The sequence below is a fragment of the Clostridium sp. AF32-7AC genome, assembly GCF_003477925.1.
Lineage (GTDB): Bacteria > Bacillota > Clostridia > Lachnospirales > Lachnospiraceae > Otoolea > Otoolea fessa.
On record NZ_QUEG01000001.1, the window covers coordinates 834936 to 860023 of the forward strand.

The 25088-nt window shown below is 43.3% G+C and carries 27 protein-coding genes; 15 read left to right on the plus strand and 12 right to left on the minus strand.

Going from position 1 to position 25088, the window contains the following annotated elements; all coding sequences use genetic code 11:
• The first annotated feature begins 2 nt into the window (after window positions 1-2).
• The 10 genes from DWZ45_RS03760 (at window position 3) to DWZ45_RS03805 (ending at window position 9761) form a co-directional block, all read left to right on the plus strand.
• Complete coding sequence (locus tag DWZ45_RS03760; RefSeq protein ID WP_106999861.1) at window positions 3-701, plus strand: YggS family pyridoxal phosphate-dependent enzyme; 699 nt, start codon at window positions 3-5, stop codon at window positions 699-701.
• A gap of 4 nt (window positions 702-705) precedes the next feature.
• Window positions 706-1215: a cell division protein SepF gene (locus DWZ45_RS03765; RefSeq protein WP_022358650.1), complete on the plus strand. Its 510-nt coding sequence runs from the start codon at window positions 706-708 to the stop codon at window positions 1213-1215.
• Window positions 1216-1364: 149 nt separating this feature from the next.
• On the plus strand, window positions 1365-2123 hold the full coding sequence (locus tag DWZ45_RS03770) for a YlmH/Sll1252 family protein (RefSeq protein ID WP_227589505.1): 759 nt from the start codon (window positions 1365-1367) through the stop codon (window positions 2121-2123).
• Between the two features lie 21 nt (window positions 2124-2144).
• Window positions 2145-3254 carry a 3-dehydroquinate synthase gene (gene aroB / locus DWZ45_RS03775; protein WP_117795370.1) on the plus strand — a complete coding sequence of 370 codons (1110 nt, stop codon included), beginning with the start codon at window positions 2145-2147 and terminating at the stop codon, window positions 3252-3254.
• A gap of 22 nt (window positions 3255-3276) precedes the next feature.
• Window positions 3277-3801: a signal peptidase II gene (lspA, locus tag DWZ45_RS03780; RefSeq protein ID WP_106999863.1), complete on the plus strand. Its 525-nt coding sequence runs from the start codon at window positions 3277-3279 to the stop codon at window positions 3799-3801.
• Window positions 3798-4721: an RluA family pseudouridine synthase gene (locus DWZ45_RS03785; protein WP_118467668.1), complete on the plus strand. Its 924-nt coding sequence runs from the start codon at window positions 3798-3800 to the stop codon at window positions 4719-4721. The genes lspA and DWZ45_RS03785 overlap by 4 nt, the downstream gene beginning before the upstream one ends.
• 161 nt (window positions 4722-4882) lie before the next feature.
• Window positions 4883-5530, plus strand: coding sequence for a cytidylate kinase-like family protein (locus DWZ45_RS03790; protein WP_022358645.1), 648 nt, complete (start codon window positions 4883-4885; stop codon window positions 5528-5530).
• A gap of 144 nt (window positions 5531-5674) precedes the next feature.
• Window positions 5675-7531, plus strand: coding sequence for an NlpC/P60 family protein (locus tag DWZ45_RS03795; protein WP_118467670.1), 1857 nt, complete (start codon window positions 5675-5677; stop codon window positions 7529-7531).
• 333 nt (window positions 7532-7864) lie between these two features.
• Complete coding sequence (locus DWZ45_RS03800; protein ID WP_117795381.1) at window positions 7865-8704, plus strand: tRNA 2-thiocytidine biosynthesis TtcA family protein; 840 nt, start codon at window positions 7865-7867, stop codon at window positions 8702-8704.
• 1 nt (window position 8705) lies between these two features.
• Complete coding sequence (locus DWZ45_RS03805) at window positions 8706-9761, plus strand: tyrosine-type recombinase/integrase (protein ID WP_118467672.1); 1056 nt, start codon at window positions 8706-8708, stop codon at window positions 9759-9761.
• 261 nt (window positions 9762-10022) lie between these two features.
• Here the strand turns inward: DWZ45_RS03805 and DWZ45_RS03810 are convergent, their stop codons facing one another.
• The 6 genes from DWZ45_RS03810 to DWZ45_RS14485 all read right to left on the minus strand — a co-directional run bounded on the left by DWZ45_RS03810 (window position 10023) and on the right by DWZ45_RS14485 (window position 13530).
• Window positions 10023-10385, minus strand: a complete 363-nt coding sequence (locus tag DWZ45_RS03810) for a helix-turn-helix transcriptional regulator (RefSeq protein ID WP_118467674.1) — start codon at window positions 10383-10385, stop codon at window positions 10023-10025.
• Between the two features lie 277 nt (window positions 10386-10662).
• Entirely contained in the window at window positions 10663-10953 is a 291-nt protein-coding gene (locus DWZ45_RS03815) for a DUF4491 family protein (protein ID WP_333491337.1), read from the minus strand.
• 172 nt (window positions 10954-11125) lie between these two features.
• Window positions 11126-11401, minus strand: coding sequence for an Ada metal-binding domain-containing protein (locus tag DWZ45_RS03820; RefSeq protein WP_233430145.1), 276 nt, complete (start codon window positions 11399-11401; stop codon window positions 11126-11128).
• A gap of 548 nt (window positions 11402-11949) precedes the next feature.
• Entirely contained in the window at window positions 11950-12231 is a 282-nt protein-coding gene (locus DWZ45_RS03830; protein ID WP_118467676.1) for a DUF2500 domain-containing protein, read from the minus strand.
• 288 nt (window positions 12232-12519) lie between these two features.
• Window positions 12520-13122 carry a Type 1 glutamine amidotransferase-like domain-containing protein gene (locus DWZ45_RS03840; protein WP_007888235.1) on the minus strand — a complete coding sequence of 201 codons (603 nt, stop codon included), beginning with the start codon at window positions 13120-13122 and terminating at the stop codon, window positions 12520-12522.
• Window positions 13123-13392: 270 nt separating this feature from the next.
• A complete protein-coding gene (locus DWZ45_RS14485; RefSeq protein WP_181357141.1) occupies window positions 13393-13530 on the minus strand; it encodes a hypothetical protein in 138 nt (45 codons plus the stop codon).
• Between the two features lie 16 nt (window positions 13531-13546).
• On the opposite strand from DWZ45_RS14485, the gene DWZ45_RS03845 reads away from it, so the two are divergent.
• Complete coding sequence (locus tag DWZ45_RS03845; protein ID WP_338126553.1) at window positions 13547-13723, plus strand: helix-turn-helix domain-containing protein; 177 nt, start codon at window positions 13547-13549, stop codon at window positions 13721-13723.
• Window positions 13724-14084: 361 nt separating this feature from the next.
• On the opposite strand, the gene DWZ45_RS03850 is transcribed toward DWZ45_RS03845, so the two are convergent.
• From DWZ45_RS03850 to DWZ45_RS03875, 6 genes are all read right to left on the minus strand, one after another.
• Window positions 14085-15488, minus strand: a complete 1404-nt coding sequence (locus DWZ45_RS03850; RefSeq protein ID WP_118467678.1) for a glycosyltransferase — start codon at window positions 15486-15488, stop codon at window positions 14085-14087.
• On the minus strand, window positions 15485-16063 hold the full coding sequence (locus tag DWZ45_RS14430; protein WP_147353096.1) for a HEAT repeat domain-containing protein: 579 nt from the start codon (window positions 16061-16063) through the stop codon (window positions 15485-15487). Before DWZ45_RS14430 ends, DWZ45_RS03850 begins: the two co-directional genes overlap by 4 nt.
• 509 nt (window positions 16064-16572) lie before the next feature.
• On the minus strand, window positions 16573-18747 hold the full coding sequence (locus DWZ45_RS03860) for a hypothetical protein (RefSeq protein WP_118467682.1): 2175 nt from the start codon (window positions 18745-18747) through the stop codon (window positions 16573-16575).
• 3 nt (window positions 18748-18750) lie between these two features.
• Window positions 18751-20232 (minus strand): CotH kinase family protein, encoded by a 1482-nt coding sequence (locus DWZ45_RS03865; protein WP_182426625.1) that lies wholly within the window; start codon window positions 20230-20232, stop codon window positions 18751-18753.
• 1 nt (window position 20233) lies between these two features.
• Window positions 20234-20911 carry a DUF4956 domain-containing protein gene (locus tag DWZ45_RS03870; protein ID WP_118467686.1) on the minus strand — a complete coding sequence of 226 codons (678 nt, stop codon included), beginning with the start codon at window positions 20909-20911 and terminating at the stop codon, window positions 20234-20236.
• Between the two features lie 11 nt (window positions 20912-20922).
• Window positions 20923-21618, minus strand: a complete 696-nt coding sequence (locus DWZ45_RS03875; RefSeq protein ID WP_118467688.1) for a polyphosphate polymerase domain-containing protein — start codon at window positions 21616-21618, stop codon at window positions 20923-20925.
• A gap of 577 nt (window positions 21619-22195) precedes the next feature.
• On the opposite strand from DWZ45_RS03875, the gene cobI reads away from it, so the two are divergent.
• The 4 genes from cobI to DWZ45_RS03895 are packed head-to-tail and all read left to right on the plus strand — an operon-like array spanning window position 22196 to window position 25037.
• Window positions 22196-22891: a precorrin-2 C(20)-methyltransferase gene (gene cobI, locus DWZ45_RS03880; RefSeq protein ID WP_265104113.1), complete on the plus strand. Its 696-nt coding sequence runs from the start codon at window positions 22196-22198 to the stop codon at window positions 22889-22891.
• Window positions 22884-23726 (plus strand): ABC transporter ATP-binding protein, encoded by an 843-nt coding sequence (locus DWZ45_RS03885; RefSeq protein ID WP_118467689.1) that lies wholly within the window; start codon window positions 22884-22886, stop codon window positions 23724-23726. Before cobI ends, DWZ45_RS03885 begins: the two co-directional genes overlap by 8 nt.
• Window positions 23717-24460, plus strand: a complete 744-nt coding sequence (locus DWZ45_RS03890) for an ABC transporter permease (RefSeq protein ID WP_243015183.1) — start codon at window positions 23717-23719, stop codon at window positions 24458-24460. The genes DWZ45_RS03885 and DWZ45_RS03890 overlap by 10 nt, the downstream gene beginning before the upstream one ends.
• A gap of 25 nt (window positions 24461-24485) precedes the next feature.
• Window positions 24486-25037 carry a hypothetical protein gene (locus DWZ45_RS03895; RefSeq protein ID WP_118467691.1) on the plus strand — a complete coding sequence of 184 codons (552 nt, stop codon included), beginning with the start codon at window positions 24486-24488 and terminating at the stop codon, window positions 25035-25037.
• Window positions 25038-25088: the final 51 nt, after the last annotated feature.

A 25088-nucleotide genomic window follows, 5' to 3' on the forward strand; every position in this document is an offset into this window, starting at 1 on the left:
ATATGGTTCAGGAACAGTTAGAAGAAGTACGTCAGAATATACGGAACGCCTGCGAGCGGAGCGGACGGAAGGTGGAGGATGTCACGCTGATCGCGGTCAGTAAGACAAAGCCGGTGCCGATGCTTCAAGAGGCATATGATGCCGGCGCCAGAGATTTCGGCGAAAACAAGGTGCAGGAGATTCTGGAGAAGGAACCGCAGCTGCCGTCTGATATCCGTTGGCATATGATTGGACATTTACAGAAAAATAAAGTCCGTCAGGTAATTGACAAGGCAGTTCTGATTCACTCCGTCGATACGGTGGGACTGGCAGAGCAGATCGAAAAAGAAGCGGTCAAACGTGATCTGGACGTTTCTATTCTTCTGGAGGTCAATGTCGCCGGAGAAGAGTCCAAATTTGGTTTTGCCCCGGAAGAAGTCGAGGAAGCGGCACGCGAAATTGCAAAGTACCCGCATGTCCACATACAGGGACTTATGACGATTGCACCATTTGTAGAGAATTCGGAAGAAAATCGTGGTGTTTTTAAAAAATTATATGAATTATATGTTGACATGAAACGGAAAAACATTGATAATGTTACTATGAATGTCCTTTCGATGGGAATGACCGGAGACTATCAGACAGCGATTGAAGAAGGTGCAACTATGGTAAGAGTCGGTACGGGCATTTTTGGAACCAGGGCAAAGATAGGAGAGAAATAGGGTTATGAGTATTCTGAACAAATTAATGGATACAATGCGTCTCACAGAGAATGATGACGATTACTTCGATGAGGAAGATTACGAAGAAGAAAAACCGGTGATTAAGAAGCGTTCTTTCGGCAAGAGGGACGAAGAGATGGATGATTACCGCCACGAGGAGGAATCTAAGCCGCGTTTTCTGCCACGTTCCTCTAACAATAAGGTAGTGCAGATGCGCCGCAGCATGGAAGTATCTCTGATCAAACCTACTTCCATGGAGGATACGAGAGAGATTTGCGATTACCTGCTGGCTGGAAAAGCTGTTGTTTTAAATATGGAAGGAATCCACATGGAGGTTGCACAGCGTATCATTGATTTTACCTGTGGCGCGACCTATTCGATGGATGGAAATCTCCAGAAGATTTCCAATTACATTTTTATTGCGACACCGTCATCGGTTGAGCTGTCCGGCGACTTTCCCGAACTCTTAGCAGACGGTTCCATGAATGTTTCCGGGATGAATCTCCACTTCTGATACTGATATACTCCCAGGTTCGCTATATATCTGAACCTGGGAGTATTTATTATACAATCGGAAATTTGTGTGATTTCTGATTGTATACAGGCTCTCTGGGCAGGAGCACACTTTATATAAGCACTTTCGAACAGGAGTAGAAACACGCGATGCTGCAGGAAAAAGAAGAACAGCTTTTAAAAAAGAGAATGATAGAACTGGCCGGACTCTGTTATCAGCGCGATATACAGACAAGTACCGGCTTTTTGTCGTTAAATGAACAGGCGATCTTTCACTCGATCGAGAAGACGCTGCCGCCGGTGCGGACTTGCCTGACGGGCGGCTTTGAGGGCGCAGAGCGCAAACTTCTTTGTTTTCTGGCTTCGTATGACGATGAGGAGTTTGGACTTCCGATCGCCGTGTTGGAGGTCATTCCGGCAAACCTGCGCTACAGTGAGGCGCTGACGCACCGGGATTATCTCGGGGCGCTCATGAACCTGGGGATTGAGCGCAGCTGCATCGGGGATATTCTGATGAAGGAAAATGGCTGCTGCGTCTTCTGTCAGGAAAAGATGGCGGATTATCTCTGCCAGGAACTCACGATGGTGCGCCACACCTCCGTGATCTGCCGCAGGGCGGACGCGACGGAGCCGATCACACCGAAGATGGAGCGCGTGAGTGGAAGCGTTGCATCACCGCGTCTTGACAGTGTGATCGCGATGGTATTTTCATCCTCCCGCACGAAGATACTGCCGCTCATTGAGGGCGAAAAGGTATTTATTGACGGGAAACAGGTGACTTCCCCGGCGGTGCAGCTTAAAGAGGGCGAGATTGTATCTGTGCGCGGCATGGGAAAATTCCGCTTTGCCGGGAGCGGGGGATTGTCGAAAAAGGGACGTCTGTATGTTTATGCGGATAAATATGTGTAAAAAAGAAAGGACTGAAAACAAATGACAGAAGTAAAGAATGAGAAAATGAATCGCGTAACCGTTCACCTGGACGAGAAGCCGATCTATGATATTGTGATGACCGAAGATTTTTCGGCACTTCCGGGTGAAATCGAAAAACTCTCCATTTCAAACCGCCGTCTCTGCATCGTGACGGATTCGAACGTAGAAAAATTATATCTGAATGAGGTAAAAGAACTTCTGGCGCCGTGCTGCAAGACGGTAATTTCGTTCGTATTTCCGGCGGGCGAGGAGCACAAAAACCTCGACACCGTCCGGGATTTATATGAGACCTTGATTTTGAACCATTTTGACCGCAACGATATGCTGGCAGCACTCGGCGGCGGAGTTGTGGGCGATCTCTGCGGATTCGCGGCGGCGACCTATCTGCGCGGCGTTGCCTTCATGCAGATTCCGACGACGCTTCTTTCCCAGGTGGACAGCAGCATTGGCGGCAAGACGGGCGTTGATTTTGACGCGTACAAAAATATGGTTGGCGCGTTTCATATGCCGAAGCTGGTATTTACCAATATCAATACGCTTCAGACGCTTCCGGACAACCAGTTTTCCGCCGGTATGGGCGAGGTTATCAAACATGGTCTGATCAAGGATGCGGCATATTATGAGTGGCTGCTTGAAAATGCGGCAGATATCTGGGCGAGAAAGCCGGAGGCACTCCGCAAGACAGTGACCTGGAGCAATGAGATCAAGCGTGCTGTGGTAGAGAAGGATCCGACCGAAAAAGGCGACCGTATGCTCTTAAACTTTGGTCATACGCTGGGACACGCGATCGAGAAGCTGAAAAACTTTGAACTTCTGCACGGTGAATGCGTGGCACTCGGCGCGCTGGCAGCGATGAAGCTGTCGGAAAACCGCGGCATGATCAAACCGGAGGAAACAAACCGCTTCAAAGAAGCACTGGGAGAATTCCATATCGGTACGCAGGTATCCGGGCTTGAGAAAGATGCGATTGTGGCAGCGTCCAAGAACGACAAGAAGATGGATTCCGGCATCATCAAATTTATTCTTATTCATTCCATCGGCGACGCCTACGTGGATCGTACAGTAACCGAGGACGAGATGAAACAGGCACTCGATCAGGTGCTGGTATAATAGCAGGAAAGGAATCAGGTGCATGAACACGAAATTACGACAGTTCTTTATCTTTTTTATCGGGCTGGGAGTCAGCATCGGACTGGATCAGTTTACAAAACATCTGGCAGTTGTCCATCTGAAAGGGCAGAAGCCATTTGTGCTCATTAAGGGTGTGTTTGAATTTTATTATTCTGAAAACCGCGGCGCTGCTTTTGGAATGCTGCAGGGACGGCAGGGATTCTTCTTCCTGATTGCAGCGGCAGTCATTCTGGCAGTGTTGTGGGCGGTTTACCGGATGCCGGCAGGGAAACGGTATCTGCCGCTGATGTGCAGCTTGTTTCTGCTCGTATCAGGCGCAGTTGGCAATATGATCGACCGTCTGACACAGAAATATGTGGTGGATTTCCTGTATTTTAAGCTGATTGATTTCCCGATTTTTAATGTGGCAGACTGCTATGTGGTGATCGCGACTTTCTCGCTGATTCTTCTGTTTTTCTTCTTCTATTCGGATGAGGAACTGGAATTTCTTTCTTTTAAAGGTGCGAAAAAGGAGTCGGGGCGATGATGCAGGAATATCTGGTTCCAGAAGAGGCGGCTGGAACCCGCATCGATAAATTTCTGGCGGACGCCTGCCCGGATCTGTCCCGTTCCTTTTTGCAGAAACTTCTGAAAGAGAGCAGCGTGACAGCAGATGGAAAAGCGGTTAAAAGTAGTTTCAAGGTAAATGGCGGGGAAACTATCGCCTTTGAAGTTCCAAAACCGCAGGAGGCGGCGATCGAGGCGGAAAATATCCCGTTGGACATTTTGTATGAAGATTCGGATATAATTTTAGTCAATAAGCCGAAGGGGATGGTTGTCCATCCGGCGGCAGGGCATTATACGGGGACTCTGGTCAATGCGCTGATGTACCATTGCAAGGATCAGCTCTCCGGCATCAACGGAGTCATGCGCCCTGGGATCGTCCATCGGATCGATATGAACACGACCGGTGTGCTGGTGGTGTGCAAGAATGATTTCGCCCACAATTCACTTGCAGAACAGCTCAAGGTGCATTCGATTACCCGCGTGTATTATGCCATCGTATTTGGCAATCTGCGCGAGGATGAGGGCACTGTCCATGCACCGATCGGGCGTCATCCGACGGATCGCAAGAAAATGAGCATCCACTCCAAACAGGGGCGCGATGCGATCACGCATTACCGCGTACTGGAACGCTTCGGGGCGTATACATTTATCGAGTGCCGCCTGGAGACGGGACGCACACACCAGATCCGCGTCCATATGGCAAGCATCGGTCATCCGCTTCTGGGCGATGAGGTGTACGGTCCGGCGCGGCAGCCATTTTCACTGGAAGGGCAGACCCTGCATGCGGGAGTCTTAGGCTTTATCCATCCGCGGACTGGGGAGTATGTGGAGTTTTCTGCGCCGCTGCCAGCGTATTTTGAAGAACTGCTGGAGAAGCTGCGGAAAAAAGCTGGAAAGTAAAAGTAACGTGAATAGTAAGATCGTTCTAATTCGTATACACATTCTTTTCAGATAGTTTATTTCTGTGTCGCTAAGAAATACCTTTTATTCCGAAAAAATGATGACTTTTCAGATAGCTTGTGTTATAATAAAGGCAGAACTTGAAAGGAGTTGAGGGAGACATGAAAAAAAATTTAGTAATTACAATCGGTCGCGAATGCGGCAGCTCCGGAAGAGCGATTGGACGAAAACTGGCGGAATCATTGGGAATCAAGTGCTATGATAAAGAGCTTCTTGCACTGGCAGCGAAGAACAGCGGTCTCTGTGAAGAGCTTTTTAAGACGCATGATGAGAAACCAACCAACAGCTTCTTATATTCACTGGTAATGGACACCTATTCGATGGGTTATAATACATCGGCTTATATGGATATGCCGATCAACCACAAGATTTTCCTGGCACAGTTTGACACGATCAAGAAACTGGCAGATGAAGAATCCTGTGTCATTGTAGGACGGTGTGCGGACTATGCGCTGGCAGATTATCCGAACGTAGTGTCTGTTTTCATCTGTGCAGATGAGGAAGTGAAGATTCAGGAATTGATGAAACGTCACAATATTACCCGCGATAAGGCAAAAGATGTGATGATCAAGACCGATAAGCAGCGTTCTGGTTATTATAACTATTATTCCAGCAAACGCTGGGGCAGCTCCAAGAGCTATAACCTCTGCATCAACAGCAGTGTCGTAGGCATCGACGGTGCCGTAGAAATTATTAAGGAATTCGCCAAAAAGAAACAAGAATTTCTTAAGATAAACGAGAACGCATAAAAGTATAATTAAAACCGGTGTGTTTGAATTTCTGGTGAAGAATCAGAAAGGACGCATCGGTTTTTTGCGCCTGGATGTTTTGAAGATGAGATTGCGTTGGGGTATAAAAACAAAATAGTTACTTAAGATTTTGAATGTAGATACATGAAGAAAATGATGATGAAAGAAAGACATTCTTATATAATCCGAACGGCGCTCATGGCGGCATCGGGTATTTTATTGTGCGGGATTGCCGAAGCAGTGCGCCCGGAGGTGGATTTATCAGTCGATGTGCCTGCTGATAAAGTTGTGATTGCAGATGGAATTTTAGACCAGGAGACACAAAATGATACAGACGAATCCTTCTGCGACCGTCTGATGAAGAAAATGGTACACCCGATTCACATGGCATCCCGATTTTTAAATGGTCTGGGAGCAGACTCGGAAGAATATATTCCGTCGGAAACGGAGTATAACCTGATGGCGCTCCGGACGGAAGAGAGCGCTGTTGATCTGTCTGATCCATTGGCGGCATTTGAGTCTCTTCCATGGTATAAACTTGCAAAACGATTCCGGAGTATGGGGACAGAAGATACCTGGGGCGCGAAGATGTACGAAGCGCTTGGAACACGGGATGCACAGTGGATATCGGAGATCTACGGGTGGATCCAGACGACACCGCTTACGGCTTCCCAGAAAATGGGGCTGCCAGCTGCACAGGTACTCGGCAGCTATGATCCCTCCAATCCAGAGCATAACGCGCAGGACCCGGCGAGCTGGGTAGTTCCAACTTGGAAAAATATCCGTTTCCAGATATGTGACGGAGACGGAAAGCCGACGTCCCTCGTATCCAATGCGACCGATATTTTGTCTATGGCAAATGTATATACATATAGCCTGGACTGGAAAAATACAGACCTGTTCAATACCTATATCAATCAGCTCTGGACCAGTTCCCACCAGTACCACGTGAGCATTAGCAATGTGTATTACTGTGAGGGCTGTACAGAACTGCCGGACGAGCCGGCGACAGAGGGAACAGCAGATGACGATGTGGAGAGCGGCAGTGCAGCAGGAGAGGCATCCTCGGAGGCTTTAGATGCCCAGGGCGCAGGAGACAGTCAGACAGCGGCAGAAGAGCCGTTAACGGAGAGCGAGGCGGCATCCACAGCAAATAATTATGTCAAACCGGCACAGGGACCGGGGGCTTCCACACAGGAGCAGGCAGCCGAATCAAAAGCGGTTGCGTCCCCGTCAGAGGCGACGTTCAGTGCGGAGAGCGCTGCGGCAGTTACATTAAATGAAAACGGAAAATATTGCCCGGGACACGTTGATCTGACTATTACCGTTAAGACAACCGGTCTGAAAGAGAAGCATAATCTGTTTGCACTCGATGGAACGGGAAATCAGGCTGTCGGGAACTGGCAGGGTTGGACGGAAGAAAAACAGACAGCCGCCCAGACACTCGCTGCTCAGGATTGGCAGGGAATGTACGGGCTTGCCAGTTCAGAGTTTGCACTCGGGAATCCGCTGACACCGGCAGAAATTGCGTCTTACCTGGATTTACTTCCAGAGGATTTATCACCGGAGCGGCGTGCCGTTATCACATGCGCGCTCAATTCCGTTGGCAAGATTCCATATTATTATGGAGGAAAACCGAGTACAGCAGGACTTTCCGGCAATCATTTTGCCAGCGTGACAAGCCCGGATTACAAGGGACGGATTTTGTCAGGGCTTGACTGTTCTGGATGGGTCAACTGGGTATACTGGACCGCGCTTGGCAATAGAATGGGTGCCGCCAGCACCTACGAGATTGTGCGGACAGGACGGGCGATCAACAGCGCAGAGCTTCAGCCGGGCGACTTGCTTGTCCAGCTTGGCGGTGATTCGCACGTTGTAATGTTTTTAGGCTGGAACGCAGACAGAACCATACTGGGCGTACATGAATCCGGCAGTGCACGCAATGTAACGGTCGGAAAGGTCCATGCGGTCTGGCCGTATTACCGGGCGTTTTTGGATTAAGAAGTGAATAAAGAATAAAATGAATATGAATTAGTCATAAGGGATTTTGAGCTGGATGGATGTTGCCTTTGTTTTTTGCTGGAGTGTTTGCTGGTAAATGGCAAAGGCGGCATCCATCCATTTTGTGTTTAGGTTTGTTTTTATGCTGAAATACGATATTGAATAATTCGTAAAAAGATTTATTTACAAATAAAGGGAAACATGGTATGATAGGAAGATGGACAAAACTATTCGTGAAAGCCTACTTTATCGAATAGTTTGAAATATAAATATGTGTATGCACTTAATCTGTTTGCTAAACTATTCATTCGTTATATTTGAAAGGATGTTCTCATGAAACTTCAACGTCTTCTAAGTTTAACCCGCCAGGCGGTTGATGACTATCGTCTGATTCAATCCGGCGATAAAATAGCTATCGGTATTTCTGGCGGTAAAGACAGCCTGACACTTTTATATGCTTTACAGGGGCTTCGTCGGTTTTACCCGGAACCATTTGAACTTTGTGCTATTACAGTTGATCTGGGCTTTCAGGCACTTTCTCCGGAGGTTTCGAACCGGTTGTCGCCGACGCTTTCATCGGATGCGGCTGCATTTGATTTAAAACCGGTTCAGGAGCTTTGTGATGAATTAAACGTGCCCTACACGGTCGTTCCGACGGAAATCGGCAAGATTCTCTTTGAAACCCGTCAGGAATCCAATCCATGTGCGCTCTGTGCCAAGATGCGAAAAGGCGCTTTAAATGAAGCAGCTCTGAAACTTGGCTGTAATAAAATCGCCTATGCACATCACCGCGACGATCTGATCGAAACCATGCTTTTATCCTTGATTTATGAGGGGCGTTTCTATTCCTTCTCGCCGAAAACCCATTTGGACAAAACGGGATTGACGCTGATCCGCCCGCTGATGTATGTCCAGGAAGCCGATGTGATCGGATTTAAAAACAAATATCATCTTCCAGTCTGTAAAAATCCATGTCCCGTAGATGGAAAAACAAAACGCGAGTATGTGAAACAATTAACAAGGAAACTCAACCATGATTCACCGGGGGTAAAGGATCGCTTTTTCCATGCGATTATTGATGGAAACAATCCCGGATGGCCGGAACGGACCGATCAACACCTGAAAAATTTGATACATTCGGACCTTTCATCATCACCAAAGGAGGAATTGTGATATGGCTGCACTCTCCTACCACGAACAGGAAGACATCGAAAACACAAAACGAATCCGAGGCATTCTGAAAGAGCTGCCACCGTTCTGTACCGATTTCTTCCGCGGCATTGAACCTCGTACATCGGCGCGCACTCGGCTTGCGTATGCCTATGATTTAAAGACATTTTTTGATTTCCTGAAACAAGCAAATCCAGAGCTTAAAACAAAGGAGCTGCGTGATTTTCCGCTTTCCATTCTGGATGAAATCAAGTTGATGGATCTGGAAGAATATATGGAGTATCTGAAATGTTATTCGACCGAAAAACGTGAGGATCTGATGAATACAGAGCGGGGTATCATGCGGAAAGTCTCGACGGTCAAGAGCTTTTACAACTACTTTTACCGGACCGAGCGGATTCAGAATAACCCCGCTTCTCTTCTGCAGCTTCCCAAGATTCATGAAAAAGAAATTATACGCCTCGATGTTGACGAGGTGGCGCGTTTCCTGGATGAGGTTGAGGATGGCGAATGTCTGACCGAAAAACAGAAAGCCTACCATGCAAAGACCAAGCTGCGAGATCTGGCGATGATGACGCTTCTGCTTGGTACGGGGCTTCGTGTATCAGAATGTGTCGGACTGAATATCAACGATGTTGATTTCCGAAACGGTGGTCTTAGGATTCATCGAAAAGGCGGAAAGGAAGTCATCGTATATTTTGGTGCCGAGGTAGAATATGCGCTTCAGGACTATCTCAGCGAGCGTGAACATATTGTCCCAGAGGAAGGCAGCGAAGAAGCACTCTTCCTCTCCATGCAGCGTAAGCGCATTAACGTACGCAGTGTGGAAAAAATGGTCAAAAAATACGCACAGCTCGTCACACCGCTAAAAAAGATCACGCCACATAAGCTCCGCAGCACCTACGGCACTAATCTGTACCGTGAAACCGGCGATATTTACCTCGTCGCGGATGTTTTGGGACACAGTGATGTCAATACGACGAAGAAGCATTATGCGGCGCTGGAGGATGAACGGCGGCGAAGCGCAAGGAATAAGGTGCAGCTGAGAGAAAAAGAGTAAAGGGCAAAAAAGGCAAAAAGTAAAAAAAATTTTTAGGTAAAAAAGGCTAATTTCGTACTTTATTTCCGTGTAAAGTGAAAATAGTATTTTGCTAAAATAAAGTTCAAAATTCATATTTGCCAAGAAAACCGATGACCTCGACTGCTTATAGTTTATGCCATCGGTTTTCCTAGTTCAAGCACTCTCACTCTGCTTCATCTGTGTCTCAATAACTTTGTCTAAGTTGGCTGCTGTAGTTTGTTCACTCATAGCCTTCTGCCTCTAATAATAAACACTGCAAAGGTTTAAAATATCCTGCAACAGATCATACTCCATCTTTGCCTTATCATTCATTTGATAATTTATCAGAGCCTTTTGCGAGTACATCGCATCTACGCTTTGCGTTTTCGTTGAAAATTCCATCAAAGTATCCGGGCCAATGCCCAAACTGGTAAAAATTTTATTCAAATGCTTATCGAATGAGCTTTTACTATCTATCTCGCCATTTAAAATTTTATCTAAAGTAGGTCGAGAAATTTCTGCCTTTTTGCAGAACGATACCTTAGAGAATCCATTGCCACTGATGTAGTCCTTTAATTTTATTCCTGTCAGTTTTCTCATTTCAAAAAGTTCATCAAAACGCACTCTCTATCTCTCCCAGTAACAAATTGTCAATAGTTTTTTAATCACTTTTCTTAAAAAGGAAAAAAATAGAACGTATAGTAAACGCTATGGTGCGTTGACAACGTATAGATTATTTCCATACGCTCTATCTCTCATTTCGTAAACGCTCCATAGCAAGTACCTTGCCAGCCCAAAGTGCTGCAACATGGTTTTGCAAGCAATAATCCGCAACGTTCGCTCCTCTAGTATTCACCTGTAATCTCCATACCGCCATCTTCTCATCTCCCCGCTTTCTTCTTTAGTGCTTATCCACCTTCCGCTTCGGGAACCATCCTTTTTCCACTCTTTTTTCCTGTTCTTTCAGTTCCTTAATGCTCCAAAAGCAACTGACGCCCAAAACACCCAGGGAAACCGACCAAAGTATTTCCTGCATTCTTACGGATAGAATCATACACAAAATGCCCACCAGCAAAAATACCGGCCAACAGCGGCTTCCAAAGTAATACTCCGCATATATAACAATAGGATGGAACAATCCAATCAGAAAAAAGGTAAGCACACCAATCAATATCCCACTAAAATTCATCATAACTCCTTGTCCTTTTCCTTATACAAACAGCACATTATCGCAGACCGGCGCAACTTATCTTCTGCGTGCAACAGTCGCCCTCAACAGCATATCCAATATGCGCAAAGAAGAAGTATTGCAATATAGAACTACAACCTTCCTCTTCCATATTTTTTAAATATCTGACACATTTTTACGGATTGCATTTTTTACACGGATCATAACCTGCAGCAATCAGCGCATCCCTACTCTCTGATGAGGATTTTTTATTGCTCTCCTTCATCTGTTTGACCGATGAACAGGACGGCCGATGAAATTTCTTTGTATTGGTATTGAGGATATAGGATTCCGTGCTGGTCTGCTGAGAAGCTGCCTGCGTAACAGCCTGTGTGGCCTGCTCTGTTTCTGCCGTCTTGTTTGTTCCAGAAGCCGAGCTGTCACCCGTCGCATAATTGATGTTAAAGGTCATTTTACCCATTTTGAGGGATGTAAAGTGACCTTCTCTTAGTCAAATATAATGCCGTTCCTTTCTTCGCAAACCTTTACAGAAAGTACAAGCATCCATGTTTCGTTTTTGATAAAGAATCCGTTGCTTTGGTGAGCACTTATAATCGTGTGCACACACTGGGCATGTCCAACAAACAGGTGTTATGCAATTATCCAAAATCTGATCAGGATCACATAACAAATAGTTATCCAAATGGTTCCACTCATTCATTAAATCCGGATGCAATACGGCAAAGGAATTAACACCCGGAAGAACTTCTTTCATTGAACAATACACACAATCCACGTTTCCCGTTGCCATATCTCGAATAGAACTTATATATTCGCCACCACAATCAGGGCATTTCCAGAGTGCTCGGTAACATGAATTATTTAAATAATGTGACATTGGTTCTTCATTATTAGAAGACCATCGCGACATTAATTCTGGATTCGTTAACTTGAATTGACATAAACTTTTTCTTAAAATCACCTCCTCGTCTACTTTCTTTCACACTATCACCTCCAGAATCACACGCGCTCAAATGACAGATATCTCGTTCCCTGAAACGTGACATAGTAGCTGGTACTTGAAGTAGAATGGTAGCCATGAGTTCCAGACAGGTCCCCCGCATTTGCATGGCCATGATGTGTGATATTTTCACGCTTTGAGACGATGGTTGCACTCACCGACAAACGCGGTGACTGATTGTTTTTATGCCATGTTCCGATTCCTGTCACAAACTGGAAGATGATCATGCCAAAAACCATTATGAAGATAATCGGAAACATAAACTCAAACAGCATAAACATATAGCTCACCTCTTCTTCATCTTTCGTCCAATGATTACTCTGAGCACAAAACATACGACAATCACGAAAAGCGAGGCAGCGATATACAGTAATGCTTCTGTATACCACGGTGCAGAATACGATTCGTATAGTTTCGGAAAGCGCTTATACCCATAGAAATCCATACCCGTTTTAATCACAATTATGTAGAAACTCGCATAGATAATATATTTTAATAAATCGTATAGTCCATCGTCTCCGCGATATTCTGTTTTAACCTTTTAGCATCGGCAAACTGGAATTTTCAAATTAGTCTTTGCAAATAACCTTTGAATCTTCACCATCAATTACAATTCCCTGACGGTTGTTAATTGGGCATAGATTCAAATCCGAAAACTCAGTCATTATTTTCTCGGTAACTTTCTTAAATGGTGCTGTAAGATAATGCGGAAGAACATAGAAATCAATCAAATCAATCCCTGCATCATCTTCTTGTGAGTAGTCCTCCGGCTTTTCATCCATTTGCTCGATATATTGGATGCTTGGAGCGCATATAATTGCGCCTGCCGACTCGCCGATCATCAATTTTCCATTTGCCAATTCCTTTTTCAGCAGTCCATCAGTTCCCGTTTTACGGAGCTGGTCCATAAGAAAGAAAGAATTTCCGCCGGTAAAATATATCACATCTGCTTCTTCAAAAACAGACTGTATCGTTGAATAAGCCTCCGTTGAAATATCAATTTCAGTTACGATTGCTCCCAACTTTTTGAATAATTTTCGAGCCGAGCCGACATAACCGGTGTAGCCTTCACGCAGTGAAGCTGTTGGAATAAATGCGACTTTCTTATTTTCAATTTCTTCCTTTATCAGACTTCCTACACTTGAAAAGTGCGAACATAAAAATAGTTTCATCAATATTCTCCTTTATAAATCCCGACTTGTTACTCACATTATATCATATTTTTTCTTCAGTTACATCCACCAAATTTTAGTACACTGCCATTCGGCTTGCTTCTGTAACCGACATCCGTTTAATCTTCTCCTGCATTGTTTCCTTTGTATCTTCATTGATTTCTATACGGATTTCCCTTATGTTTTGATTAAGAATACCCTCTCAATGTATGAAAGGCCGGTTCAATTATATGTGTCTATTTTAATTCTGGAAACAGTTTCTCCAATTCTTCATGAAATGTCCCATTCCTTAATGGTTTGCCGCAGCGTCTCGATGGTCTGCGTTTTCTGCTCATTGATGTTCCGGTTTACAGCCTGCATTTCTTCCTCGGTTGTAGTAGATTCCTGCCAGCCTCTGTTCACGATCATTTTTCTGGATCTTCTGTTGGTTCTGGAAGTCTCCGGCTGCTTTTCCTATATTTTACTTGAAACAACAACTTATTCCATCAATGAGATTTCTAAGATTGTCGGGTATGATAACCAGCTTTATTTCAGCCGACTCTTCCACAAGCTAAAAGGATATTCACCTAGAGAATACCAAAAGATAAGAAATAAGTTCTGAAAACCATAATATTATAAGAATCCAATTTATCTAAAACCACTCCCCCGCTACATCCGGACAATTAAAAATGTACTTTATTCTGTTTCGAAATAAAGTACATTTTGAAATTTTTGTACTTTATGCTATAATCCTTGTATCTAAGCCATTTATTAACCCCTAACTATAAAGTACAAAATTTTTTTACTTTTCGCAATTTCCTATGAAACAAAAAGAGAGATGCCGTAAAGGTATCTCTCCCAAAAGCATTACTTCTGATGACTGATAATCCATTGCAATATAGTCTCAAATCCTATTTTTCCCGCAGCTAAATCAAGACTTTCTCCCGTCGTTTCGATCAATCTAAATTGACATAGTAATAAAACTATATTCCGTTCATTTTCTTTCTTTCCAGTTTACCCCAGTTCAGTTTGTTCTTCTTGTATCCCACAAATGCAGTCACACGGACAAATGCCAGATAAAAGCGGAGAAAAGTTGTTTCAAAAAAACAAGCAACAATAGCAAGGATCAGTTCTCGAAAAGAAAGCCTCTGGTCAATGGTATAGATTCTTGAAAAATATGCAGTTAATGTAAGTAAAATACCATACAGGGCATAGCAGGCAAGAAATGCCAGCATAAACTTTACATTCAGCATATCCATCATCACAGATAAAACCATTGTAAGTATACCAAAAAGTTCAATAAATGGTGACAATAATTCGTAAAACAGAAAATAAATATAGGATAAAAGTCCTACAGCTCCGTACCGTGGGTTTGCCAGCATTTTACGGTGTCCCCACATACACTGGAACAATCCTCTCTGCCATCTTTTCCGCTGCTTGCCCAATTCACTTAATTTTTCCGGTGTTTGCGACCAGCAGATGGCATCCTGTGCAAAATCAATCTTATATGGCTTACGATTCATGCGGCTGAATTCATGAAGTCTGACTACCAGTTCCATATCCTCGCCCATTGTACTGCTGTCATATCCGCCTACGGCAATCACTGTTTTTTTCTCAAATAATCCAAAAGCTCCGGATATGATCATGTTTGCATTGATTTTATCCAACAGGATACGTGCTGCCAGAAAAGAACGGTCATATTCCAGGGATTGCATTCTTGCTATTATATTTCTAGGCAGCCTATATTTTATCACATGACCTTTTTTTATGACAACACCATTGGCTGGACGGACACTTCCACCAACGGCTATTACATTTTCGTCCTCCAGAACCGGACGAACGATTTTCTCCAGTGAATCATGCTGTAAAATAGAGTCCGCATCCATACAGATAAACCAAGGATACCTGGCTGCATTGATTCCGGCATTTAGGCTGTCTGCTTTTCCGCCGTTCTTCTTACGGATCAAAGTAATGGGTACTTTCTGGTTCGGGCATTCATAAACATCTTCCTCGGGCTGACATTGGATTAGATGACGGATCGGGCGCGCCACTCGCTCCATATGAAATGCATCAATCAGGATCTGAGATGTTTTGTCTTTAGAACCATCATCTATCACTATAATTTCATATAGTTTATAATCCAGGTTGAGAAGTGAAGTAACTGTGTCCTTCACCGTGATCTCCTCATTATAAGCCGGAACAAGAATGGAAACCGGTATGTAATAGCTTTGCCACAGTTTATTGTGCAGCTGTTCAAGGTGGTATGATTTGTACAGTTCAATTGCTCCTGCTACAACCGACAAAAACAAAAAGCTGGAATATCCAATCAGATATATAATAAAAAACAGATTGACACATTCCAGAAAAAAACGAAATGCATCGGTCATAAACCCGCCCTCCTTTGTGCTTTTGCTGCATCTAACTGGTACTCTAACATTTCTTTTGCATAGCGGTCATTTCCCTGTAAAATATCAGCTAATGCGTCCCTATCTGTATTCAGAACTGCAAGGCTTTTTGCAGCATTATGACGGACATACCAGTTTTTACTGGAAATCTCTTTTTTCAAAATTTCCAGTGTCTGCGGTCCGGGATACATAGCAAGAGCGGAAATACAGGCATTCTGCAATTCCCAGACCCCTTCCTTTTCTTCTTTGGCGTGATGAAGCAAAAAAGAAACACTTCGTTCATCCTGATATCTGCCAAAATAGCGGACACATGCGATCTGAATTTCCCTATCCTGGCTTGTTTCCAACATAGACAGCATTTCATCCTTCCAGTTTGACGATGCATATCGAATATAATCCAACAGGTTTACCTGCATCCTTGGATGAAATTCACTCAATTTTTTCCAAAGGAGTGGTATCAGTTCTTCTTTTTTATCGAAGGAAAGAAGTCCATCTACAAGTATTTTTTTATGCGGAAGCAGCTGCTCATTTGCATTCAGGAATTCCAATGCCTGCATAACTGCGTGTATATCTTCTGAACTGTATAACGCCCGCAAAGCATTCTCTCTGCAATAGAGACTTTTATTTCTAAGCAGGTCAAAAAGAAATGGGAAAACAATTTCCTTAGCCTGGAATTTCGTCATATGAAATATGGCAAATACATAAGCCAAGCAGGCCTTTTCCATATCCGATTTTCTTTTATAAACCGGTATCAGTTCTTCCATCAGCCGACTTACAGATGCTATTCCCTGCTGGAATTGTTCCGGCATACGGTTTTCAACTTTATATAATGCTTCACTGAACGTCAGAAGTCTACTGGTTGACTGAAGCTCTTTAACCAGCCTTTTTTCCTGCTTTTTATTTTCCGTTATATTATCTAAAAACAGCTGTCTGTATTCTTCGCAATATCGTTGTTCCCTCCTTTTCAGAACACAGGAACGATATCTTGAAATTATCTCTGTGAAGCAGTTAAACAGAATAATCCCCACACAGACAATAAAATAAAAAACAATCACAAATTGTGCTATCATTCGTGTTCCTTTCCTGTCCAGTATGTCTTCAGAACCTGGTATGCTTCTTTTAATCTTTCATGGTAAGATACTGTATTTTCCCATCCTTTCAGTTTAAGCCGTCCCATCTCGATAGTATTTCCTTCTCTGCCAAGACCTATAAACATCTCTTTGATCCCCACTGCTTCAATGCCATAATTTCCATCATAATAATCATCATGAATCTGCATTCGGGACGGATCAGAAAAATTCAGCAGCTGCCATGGGATTCTAATTTCCACATCATCTCCGTTACAGATAAAATCTGCTCTGGAATCATAATCAGATGCAGATGGATTTCCATTACCATAATGCAGCTTTCCACTTTCAAAGGTTCTTAACGGTGTGGCAGCATCCTGATACTGACCAATAACATCCCGTAATACCATGCAGATATTTTCGAATACAGCGCTATCCCGAGCCGGTGGATCAATATAAGAATCTTCTCCTGTAATATCTTCCTCATAATTGGCATGAATGGGATTATACCGATCCTGAACCAACAGACGAGTATTATCTTTTCCATTTAAGATCAGTACAAAATCTGTAGGTCTTTCAAATTTTGCTGTACAATTTTCCATACGGGTACTGCCTGTTTTAGGGGTCGTATCAACCGGAACATACAGCGTGTCATTTTCCAGATCAAAGCCCTTTTTATGGAGATATAAATAAACATCGGAGGCATCATACTTCACACTGATGAAAGAGCCGTCTTCATATTGGATCACCATATCTTTATCCGTCCATTCGGAAGTATCCCCGTCCACGTAACAAACACTTTCTTTTTCCCCACAGTCAAATGCCAGCAAGCCAAAATGCTGGTCATTTGTCTGAGCATCTTCCCAGTAAATATTACGGCTTAAATCTACAGCATACATGGTATTCCAGGTATGCTTGAACCATTCATCCTGCCAGGAGTAGACACAGCCTCCGGAAAGTCCGGCAGCCATAATGTCTTCATAACAATCTACCAGAATCTTTCCCTGTTCTTTTTCAGAATAGTATCCAAGTCCTCTGCTGGTTACCTGATTCTCCTGAATCTCACCTCGTCCTGTGGCTGCACCAAATTCAACAGCCAAAACCGGCATTGTATGATGTTCGTTTAAAAGTCTTAAATATGCCCGATAAGTATTCCTTTTTCCGTCAGGAGTGATACAGTCACTAAAGTCAATCTTTTTATCAGACAAGCTGTTCCACGTTGTGTATTCCATACAGGAAAGGTAATCCTGATCATATGGAGATGCACTGTAGCTGGCAAACTGACCGGATATAAATTTATCAGTTGCAGTTATATGTTCTGCGTCGATCCGGGCACATTTTCGGAAATATTCTGCAATCTCTTTAGGATAATCAAAAGGATCTGTTGCATTTCCACTGGAAAAGGAGATCAGACGCTGCTCATCATATCTTGTTGATTCATAGTACAGCATCTTGTCACCTGTTTCTGCAAGCAGGGATTCAAAGGCAGAGGCATCTTTTGAAGCAGTAAGATAAGTTCCTTTATACGGTTCCATATCCGGATATTTCTCATCTGTATATGCAACGGTTGTATCTTCCCATCCATTTCCGATAATATATCCCAGCACCCATTTCGAGACATCGTGTAAATAAAGTCCTGTACTTGTATCTGCATCATTATTGATGATAAGTCGTTTTCCATGGATCACATCTACAGTGACCAGGCAATTATCCAGAAGCTTTCCTGCAAAGGAGTCGGCATATGCATCCACTCGGGAGTTCTGTATATAATCATTTACCCAGATTCCCTGAAGTAAATATAACGGCTCCTCATGTTGGGAATTGTATTCATAGAACGCTTTATAAAAAGACGGATTCTGGACAGAATAGACTCTCAGCGTATTTGCTCCTGCTTCCTGGATCAGCTGAAACCAGTGCAGATAGGTTTCTTTGGTGATCGCATAATCTGTAGACCATTCACCTGGAATACCGCTTCCCATGTCAATTCCTCTGACTTCAAATGGTTTCCACTTATCTTTGTCCTTTATAAGTATCTCTTTATTCTCAGTTTGGACAAATGTGTTTACATGATTGTCCCGGCCTGAGTCTACATAAAATCCGCCATAAAACACAGCTATAAATCCAATAAATACAAGCAGAATGATGGCAGATATACTGATAATAAATCGTTTCATATTTTAATCATTAACCTCATTATACTGCTTTACACGGGAGGATGCTGAATACTGACGCAGAGTCTCAATGTTTTCATCCAGCCATTTTCCTCTGTTTCGCAAGTAACCTTTTAACTGTCCTTCAGCGGCAGATCTGCTGTCAAGATTTCTCGATACCGGAACCAGAAGTCCCTTTGCCTGCTGTTCCACACTTCCCCATCGTGCATCGTTTCTTGCAAGAGCTGGTGCGATAAAATCAAGGGTTTCATCGATATAACGATAAAGTGATTCTTCACTTAACAGACCTTTTCGCAAGGAATGATATCGCTGGATGATCCGTTCAGTAAAATCCTCATCTTTGATAAGCATTTCAAACCATAATCGGTTGTTCAGGAAAAATCCTGTATAAGGAAGTTCCTCCTCGAAATAGTTATTGCAGGCATTATTAAAATCCCATACACACATACGATACAGATTGTCGGTTCCCTTATAAATATAAGTGGAATAGTTTCCGGCATCTGCATTACTGGAAAGCTCATTGATTATAAAGTAATCTACAAAGCTGTCTACATCTATCATAGAAGTGTAGCCATGTTTTTCCCTGTCATAATCATATGAATACAGAGTTTTTTCAAAATTTGAAAAATCCTGTCGGATTTCTTCTGTCAGTCTGGCATCCCTGTTCCTGTTTCCGGGATATTCTATCTGCAGCAGGAAGGGGGTTTTGTAGGTATACGTTGTAAAGCTGTTTAAAGCTTCTTCGCCCGCATGCTGATGATCCAGGCGAAGCAGGTATCCGGAAAATGTGCTGCGCTTGGCATTTACACGAAGTCCCAGCCTGGCTCCATCTTTTCCGCCGGTTATCATTTCAGTCATTACATATAGACCTTCATATTCACCATTAAGAATTACTTCGCAGAATCTTACATTTGGCGCATAAGACATCATTTCTCCGGCAAGATTGTAAAACATATAATTTCGTATGGCTGTTTTATCGAGCCAGGGACCGTATAATACCCATTCATGGTGCGCATCCATTCCCATAATGGAAAGCGGATTGTTTTCCCCTTTTTTATCTACAAGTCTGATGGCATAGCTTGGCTTATCAAACTTTCTTGAGGAATTACCTCTCATTCGTATACGGATTTCAGAAGATACATCTGCCGTTTCATTTGCATGATGGTACTCTTTGCTGTCATTCCCAATTATATCCATCTGAGCAGCAATTGTAGTTTCCCCATCCGTAGCGCGTGTATAAATGCGGTTGTTTCCATCATCCTTAATGGGTCTTCCCGGGATTTCTATCCCATCTGTATCAATTTTGACAATCGGAAGATATGTACACAGACCGCCATCCGCAGGATCCGTACATGGTTCCTGGGGAATTTCCTGTTCATGCTGATGAATTCTCTCTGTTTTTCGGTAGTCCTTATAAGACAATGGCGCAAAAACGGCAATCAGGATAACCGCAAAGCAGCATATAAATCCTATTATTTTATATTTCATATCAGTTATAAATCTCATCGCTTTGAGCTACAATATTAACACTTTCGATTTGTCCAAGGTTATAGAAATCATCTGTTAAAGCCGGATACTGTTTCTGAACTTTCTCCAGTATTTTTCTGGATAATTCATAAATGTACTCAGCATTTTCCTCTGTCGTATTTTTTACCCGAAGAACGACACCAGTCCCAAAATAACGAAAGACCTGAGATTCTATATTTTCACAGCGGCTTCTTTTTGCACGGATGATCAAAAGCATACGGTTATCACTGCGAATCGCTCCCATGATAAGAAAAATAAGAAAAATAGCAGAACTGCCTACTGCAGCAACCAGATAATCTCCAACTCCACAGCATATTCCCACAATAATCGTCCAGAAAATATATACAGTATCTCTGGAATCTTTTATTGCAGTTCGAAAACGCACAATAGATAATGCACCGACCATACCAAGCGACAATGCAATATTGTTTCCTATGACAGTCATAACTGTTCCTGTCATAACCGTCAGAACGATCAGTGTTACTCCAAATTTTTTGCTGTAAATCGTTCCCTTATGTGAAATCACATATGAAATAAAAATAAACAGACCAATGACAGCACTTACCAGAATATGCATTATAATTTGCTGCCAGGTCATATCCCCCTGTTGGGCAAGCAGGTTATAAATCGTCTCTTTCATTTCCTTTCCTCCTAAAACCTGTAGTTACAGCCAATTTGTCTTGCCATACAATATTTGCTCACGGAAAGCTCGCTTTTCTGAACGGGCAGAAGCATATGCTTGATATAGCTTAACAAAAAGCCATTGTATTTTACTTCCAGCACTACAGCAAAAGGCGACATTACACTGTTTAACACCAGATTTCTATCAAACACATTAAAATTCACTTCATTAGCCCGTATTCTGGAATCAAAGGTTATTCGAATAGAGTTTTCTGGCGCGATAAATGCAAATCTGTCATATTCTACAACTGTTTTAGGACGGTATGCCCACATTTCCATAATTGAATAACATTCCTGTCCAAACTCACTGCCACTGTTTAAAAGTACGGAATAATCACCCTCAATGAGAGCCTGCGCTTCCTTTCTGGATAATCTTAATGATCGCTTTCGCTGATATGGTCCCTGCTTCTGCTTCATTTCAAACAGTGCAAAATCCGCATCAGGACTATATACCCGCAAACGAAACTTTCTTCTTAACTCCAGACCATCTTCTTTTTCCTGAAAATCCCGATTTGACAAAGAATCAAAGTACAAAGAACGTACCTGGTAACCATCTGGTCCATTATGTAAATCGGTATGAACCACATTTGACAGATAATTCCGGAGTTTTAAAGCTTCTGCCTGATTCAGCAGAAATTTCTTTTCTTCCCGCAGTACATCGCGCACAGTATTATTTCCTCCTGCTTTTGCTTTTTAGTAAATCCAACTCTATAGTATACATCCAAAAAATTTTTCTGTCTAGAATACAACTTCATACTATACAATGACCTCTCAGTTACTATTCAGGGGTTAGCTGGACTTGAGGAAACCGATGGTGTAGACTGATAACAGTCAAAGCCATCGGGTAAGCTCATCTGTATTTGTTTTCCATTTTGGGGAACATATCCAAAATACATTCCACTGACATTAACCCTTTTTGCGGATAACTGCTTTTGGAATTCTTGTAACCCACTTTATTCCACTATTTATGAAATTTCCAAAATGGAGCGATTTGAAAATGTACTTTATTCTGTTTCGAAATAAAGTACATTCTGAAATAAAGTGCATTTTGAAATTTTTGTACTTTATGCTATAATCCTTGTATCTAAGCCATTTATTAACCACTAACTATAAAGTACAAAATTTTTTACTTTTGAAAAAGGCTAATTTCGTACTTTATTAAAAAAGCAAAAAAGGCATCGTACAAAAATTTTAAAAGTTGAACACTTGAATTTCTCACAGTTTTCACAGAAAGGAAATGTTTATGATAAAAGGAACCTTATATGGTGTAGGAGTAGGTCCGGGCGATCCGCGGCTCATGACGTATCTGGCAGTTGACACGATTCAGAAGTGCCCGGTGATTGCGGTACCGGCGGATGGAAAGGAAAATGCAGTTTCCTATAAAATTGCCAGTGGGATCGTGGAAAATCTGGATGAAAAGGAATGCTTAAACCTCACTACTCCGATGACAAAAGATAAAGCTGTTTTAAATGCAGCATACCAGGCTGCCTCGAATCAGATTATAGAGCAGCTGGAACAGGGGAAGGATGTTGCCTGCCTCACGCTCGGAGATCCGACGATTTACAGTACCTATATTTATATCCATCGGATTGTAAAAGCACATGGTTATGCAACTGAAATCATTAATGGCATTCCGTCCTTCTGCGCGGTCAGCGCCAAGCTTCAGGACAGTCTTGTTGACCGCTCAGAACAGCTTCATATTATTCCGTCCACTTATGATATTGAGGCGGCGCTGGAACTTCCAGGTACCAAGGTTCTGATGAAAGCAGCTTCCAAGATGCCGCTTGTCAAGGCGACCCTGAAAGAAAAGCATATGACAGGTACCATGATCGAAAATTGTGGTATGCCAGAGGAGCATATTTATCATAAAATTGATGAAATTCCAGATCGGGCAAGTTATTATTCGATTATTGTCGTGAAGGAAGGGAACCATGATTGAATTAAAGCATCTGACAAAAAAATACGATCATTTTCTGGCGGTCGAGGATCTGAACCTGAAAATTGAGACAGGCGAGTTCTTTGGGCTTTTGGGACCGAATGGTGCCGGAAAAACGACCACCATCGGAATGCTCTCCACTCTCCTGCTTCCGACTTCGGGTGAAATCTGGATCAACGGAGAGCTGCTGACCCGTCAGAAAAATCAGCTGAAACAAAAACTCAGTGTCGTTACGCAGGAATACTCGATGCGTCAGGATATGACGATGAACGAGATTATGGAATATCAGGGACGTCTTTATTATATGCCGCTCAGAAAGATTCGGGAGCGGTCAGAGGAATTGTTGGAATTCTGCGGGTTGATCGATTATCGGAAGAGAACCGTCCGAAAGCTTTCCGGAGGCATGAAGCGGAAGCTGATGGTCTGCCGGGCACTTTTAACGGAACCGGAAATCCTTCTTCTGGATGAACCGACTGCAGGGATGGATGCATTTGCCCGCCGTCAGATGTGGAATCTTCTGAAAAAGCTGAATCAGCAAAAGCTTACCATTCTTCTGACAACGCATTATATGGAGGAAGCAGAAACGCTTTGTGACCGTGTCGGCTTTATGTGCGGTGGACGTCTGGAGGAAACAGATGCTCCGGGGCATATGATAGAGACGCTGGGGCGGTATGCGGTCGATGAGACTTCACCAGATGGGCTGAAATCACACTATTTTCATGGAAAGGAGGAGGCAATTCAGTATTTGTCCGCGTCAGAACAGGAAACAGCGCTTCGCAGTACGACATTGGAAGATGTATTTCTGGAGACAATCGGGCAGCAGCTGGAATGCCGGTAAAAATGGGTATTCTTACTGTGTTATGGGAAAAATGGGTAGAATTCCGGCGGGATTTTTATAAAATCACGCTGGCTGCCATGATTGCCCCTCTTTTATATATTCTGGTGTTTGGTCTTGGAATCCAGACTATGTCGCACGGACAATCGTATCTGAACTTTCTGATTCCGGGAGTGGTTGCCCTGACGACCATGAACGGCAGTTTCAATGCTATCGCCCAGAATTTAAACGTCCAGAGATTGTACGAAAAAGCATTTGACCAGGTCATCATCTCTCCTACCCCGCTGTGGCAGTTCATCGCGGGACAGATCATCGGCGGAAGTCTACGGGGATTATATGCGGGAGCCGTGATTATTCTTCTGATTTTGCCGATCGGAACGGGGCTCTGTTTTAACGGCTGGTCGTTTCTTCTAATGTTTTTAAACGGATCTGTGTTTTCCGCAATTGGAGTTGTGGTATCTTTTTATGCCAAAAACCATGCCGATGTGCCGCGCTTTTCGAATTACGTGATTATGCCGATGGCATATCTGTGCAATACATTCTTTTCAGCCCGGAGTATGCCGGATGGTCTGCGCCAGGTGATTGAATATCTGCCGTTATCGCAGACCAGTGCGGCGCTTCGCAGCATCGCCAATCATGAGGCATTTTCTTATACAACGATTGGGATCCTGCTTCTGTATCTGGCGTGTTTTTCGATTGCTGCGTCCTGGTTTCTGTATAAGAAAAAGAATTTATAAACACAGGGTAAGGAGTTTTCTGTCTATGAAAAAAATAGGTTTCATTCTTTTGGGAATCATTTGTATCTTATTTAGCAGCCGGTGGACGTTGACAGCGCAGGCAGGTGCTGGAACGCTGCTTTCCCTGAAGGATGGTGAATATGCCATCGAGGTAACAATGACCGGAGGAAGCGGAAAGGCTTCGATCCAGAGTCCTGCTCTTCTGACGGTGACAGATGGAACGGCATACATATCCATCACATGGAGCAGTTCCAATTATGATTACATGGTGGTAGATAATAGAAAATACGAGAATGAAAGTGCCAAGGACGCAAATTCTCATTTTACGATCCCTGTTTTGGATCTGACAAAAGAACTTACAGTCAGGGCGGATACACTGGCGATGGGAACGCCTCATGAAATCGAATATACCCTTCAATTCAATACTACGTCGATTGCGTCTAAGAGCACACTTCCGCAGGAAGGGGCGAAACGTGTGCTGATGATGGCAGCCGTTATTATTATCGGTGGCGGGATTCTGAATCATATCGTAAATGAACGCCGGAAGCGGGATTATACGGGGAAACGCCGGATTTAAATTAAAAGGGATTCGTAACTGTTCAGTACCTTCACAGTCACGCGCAAAAAT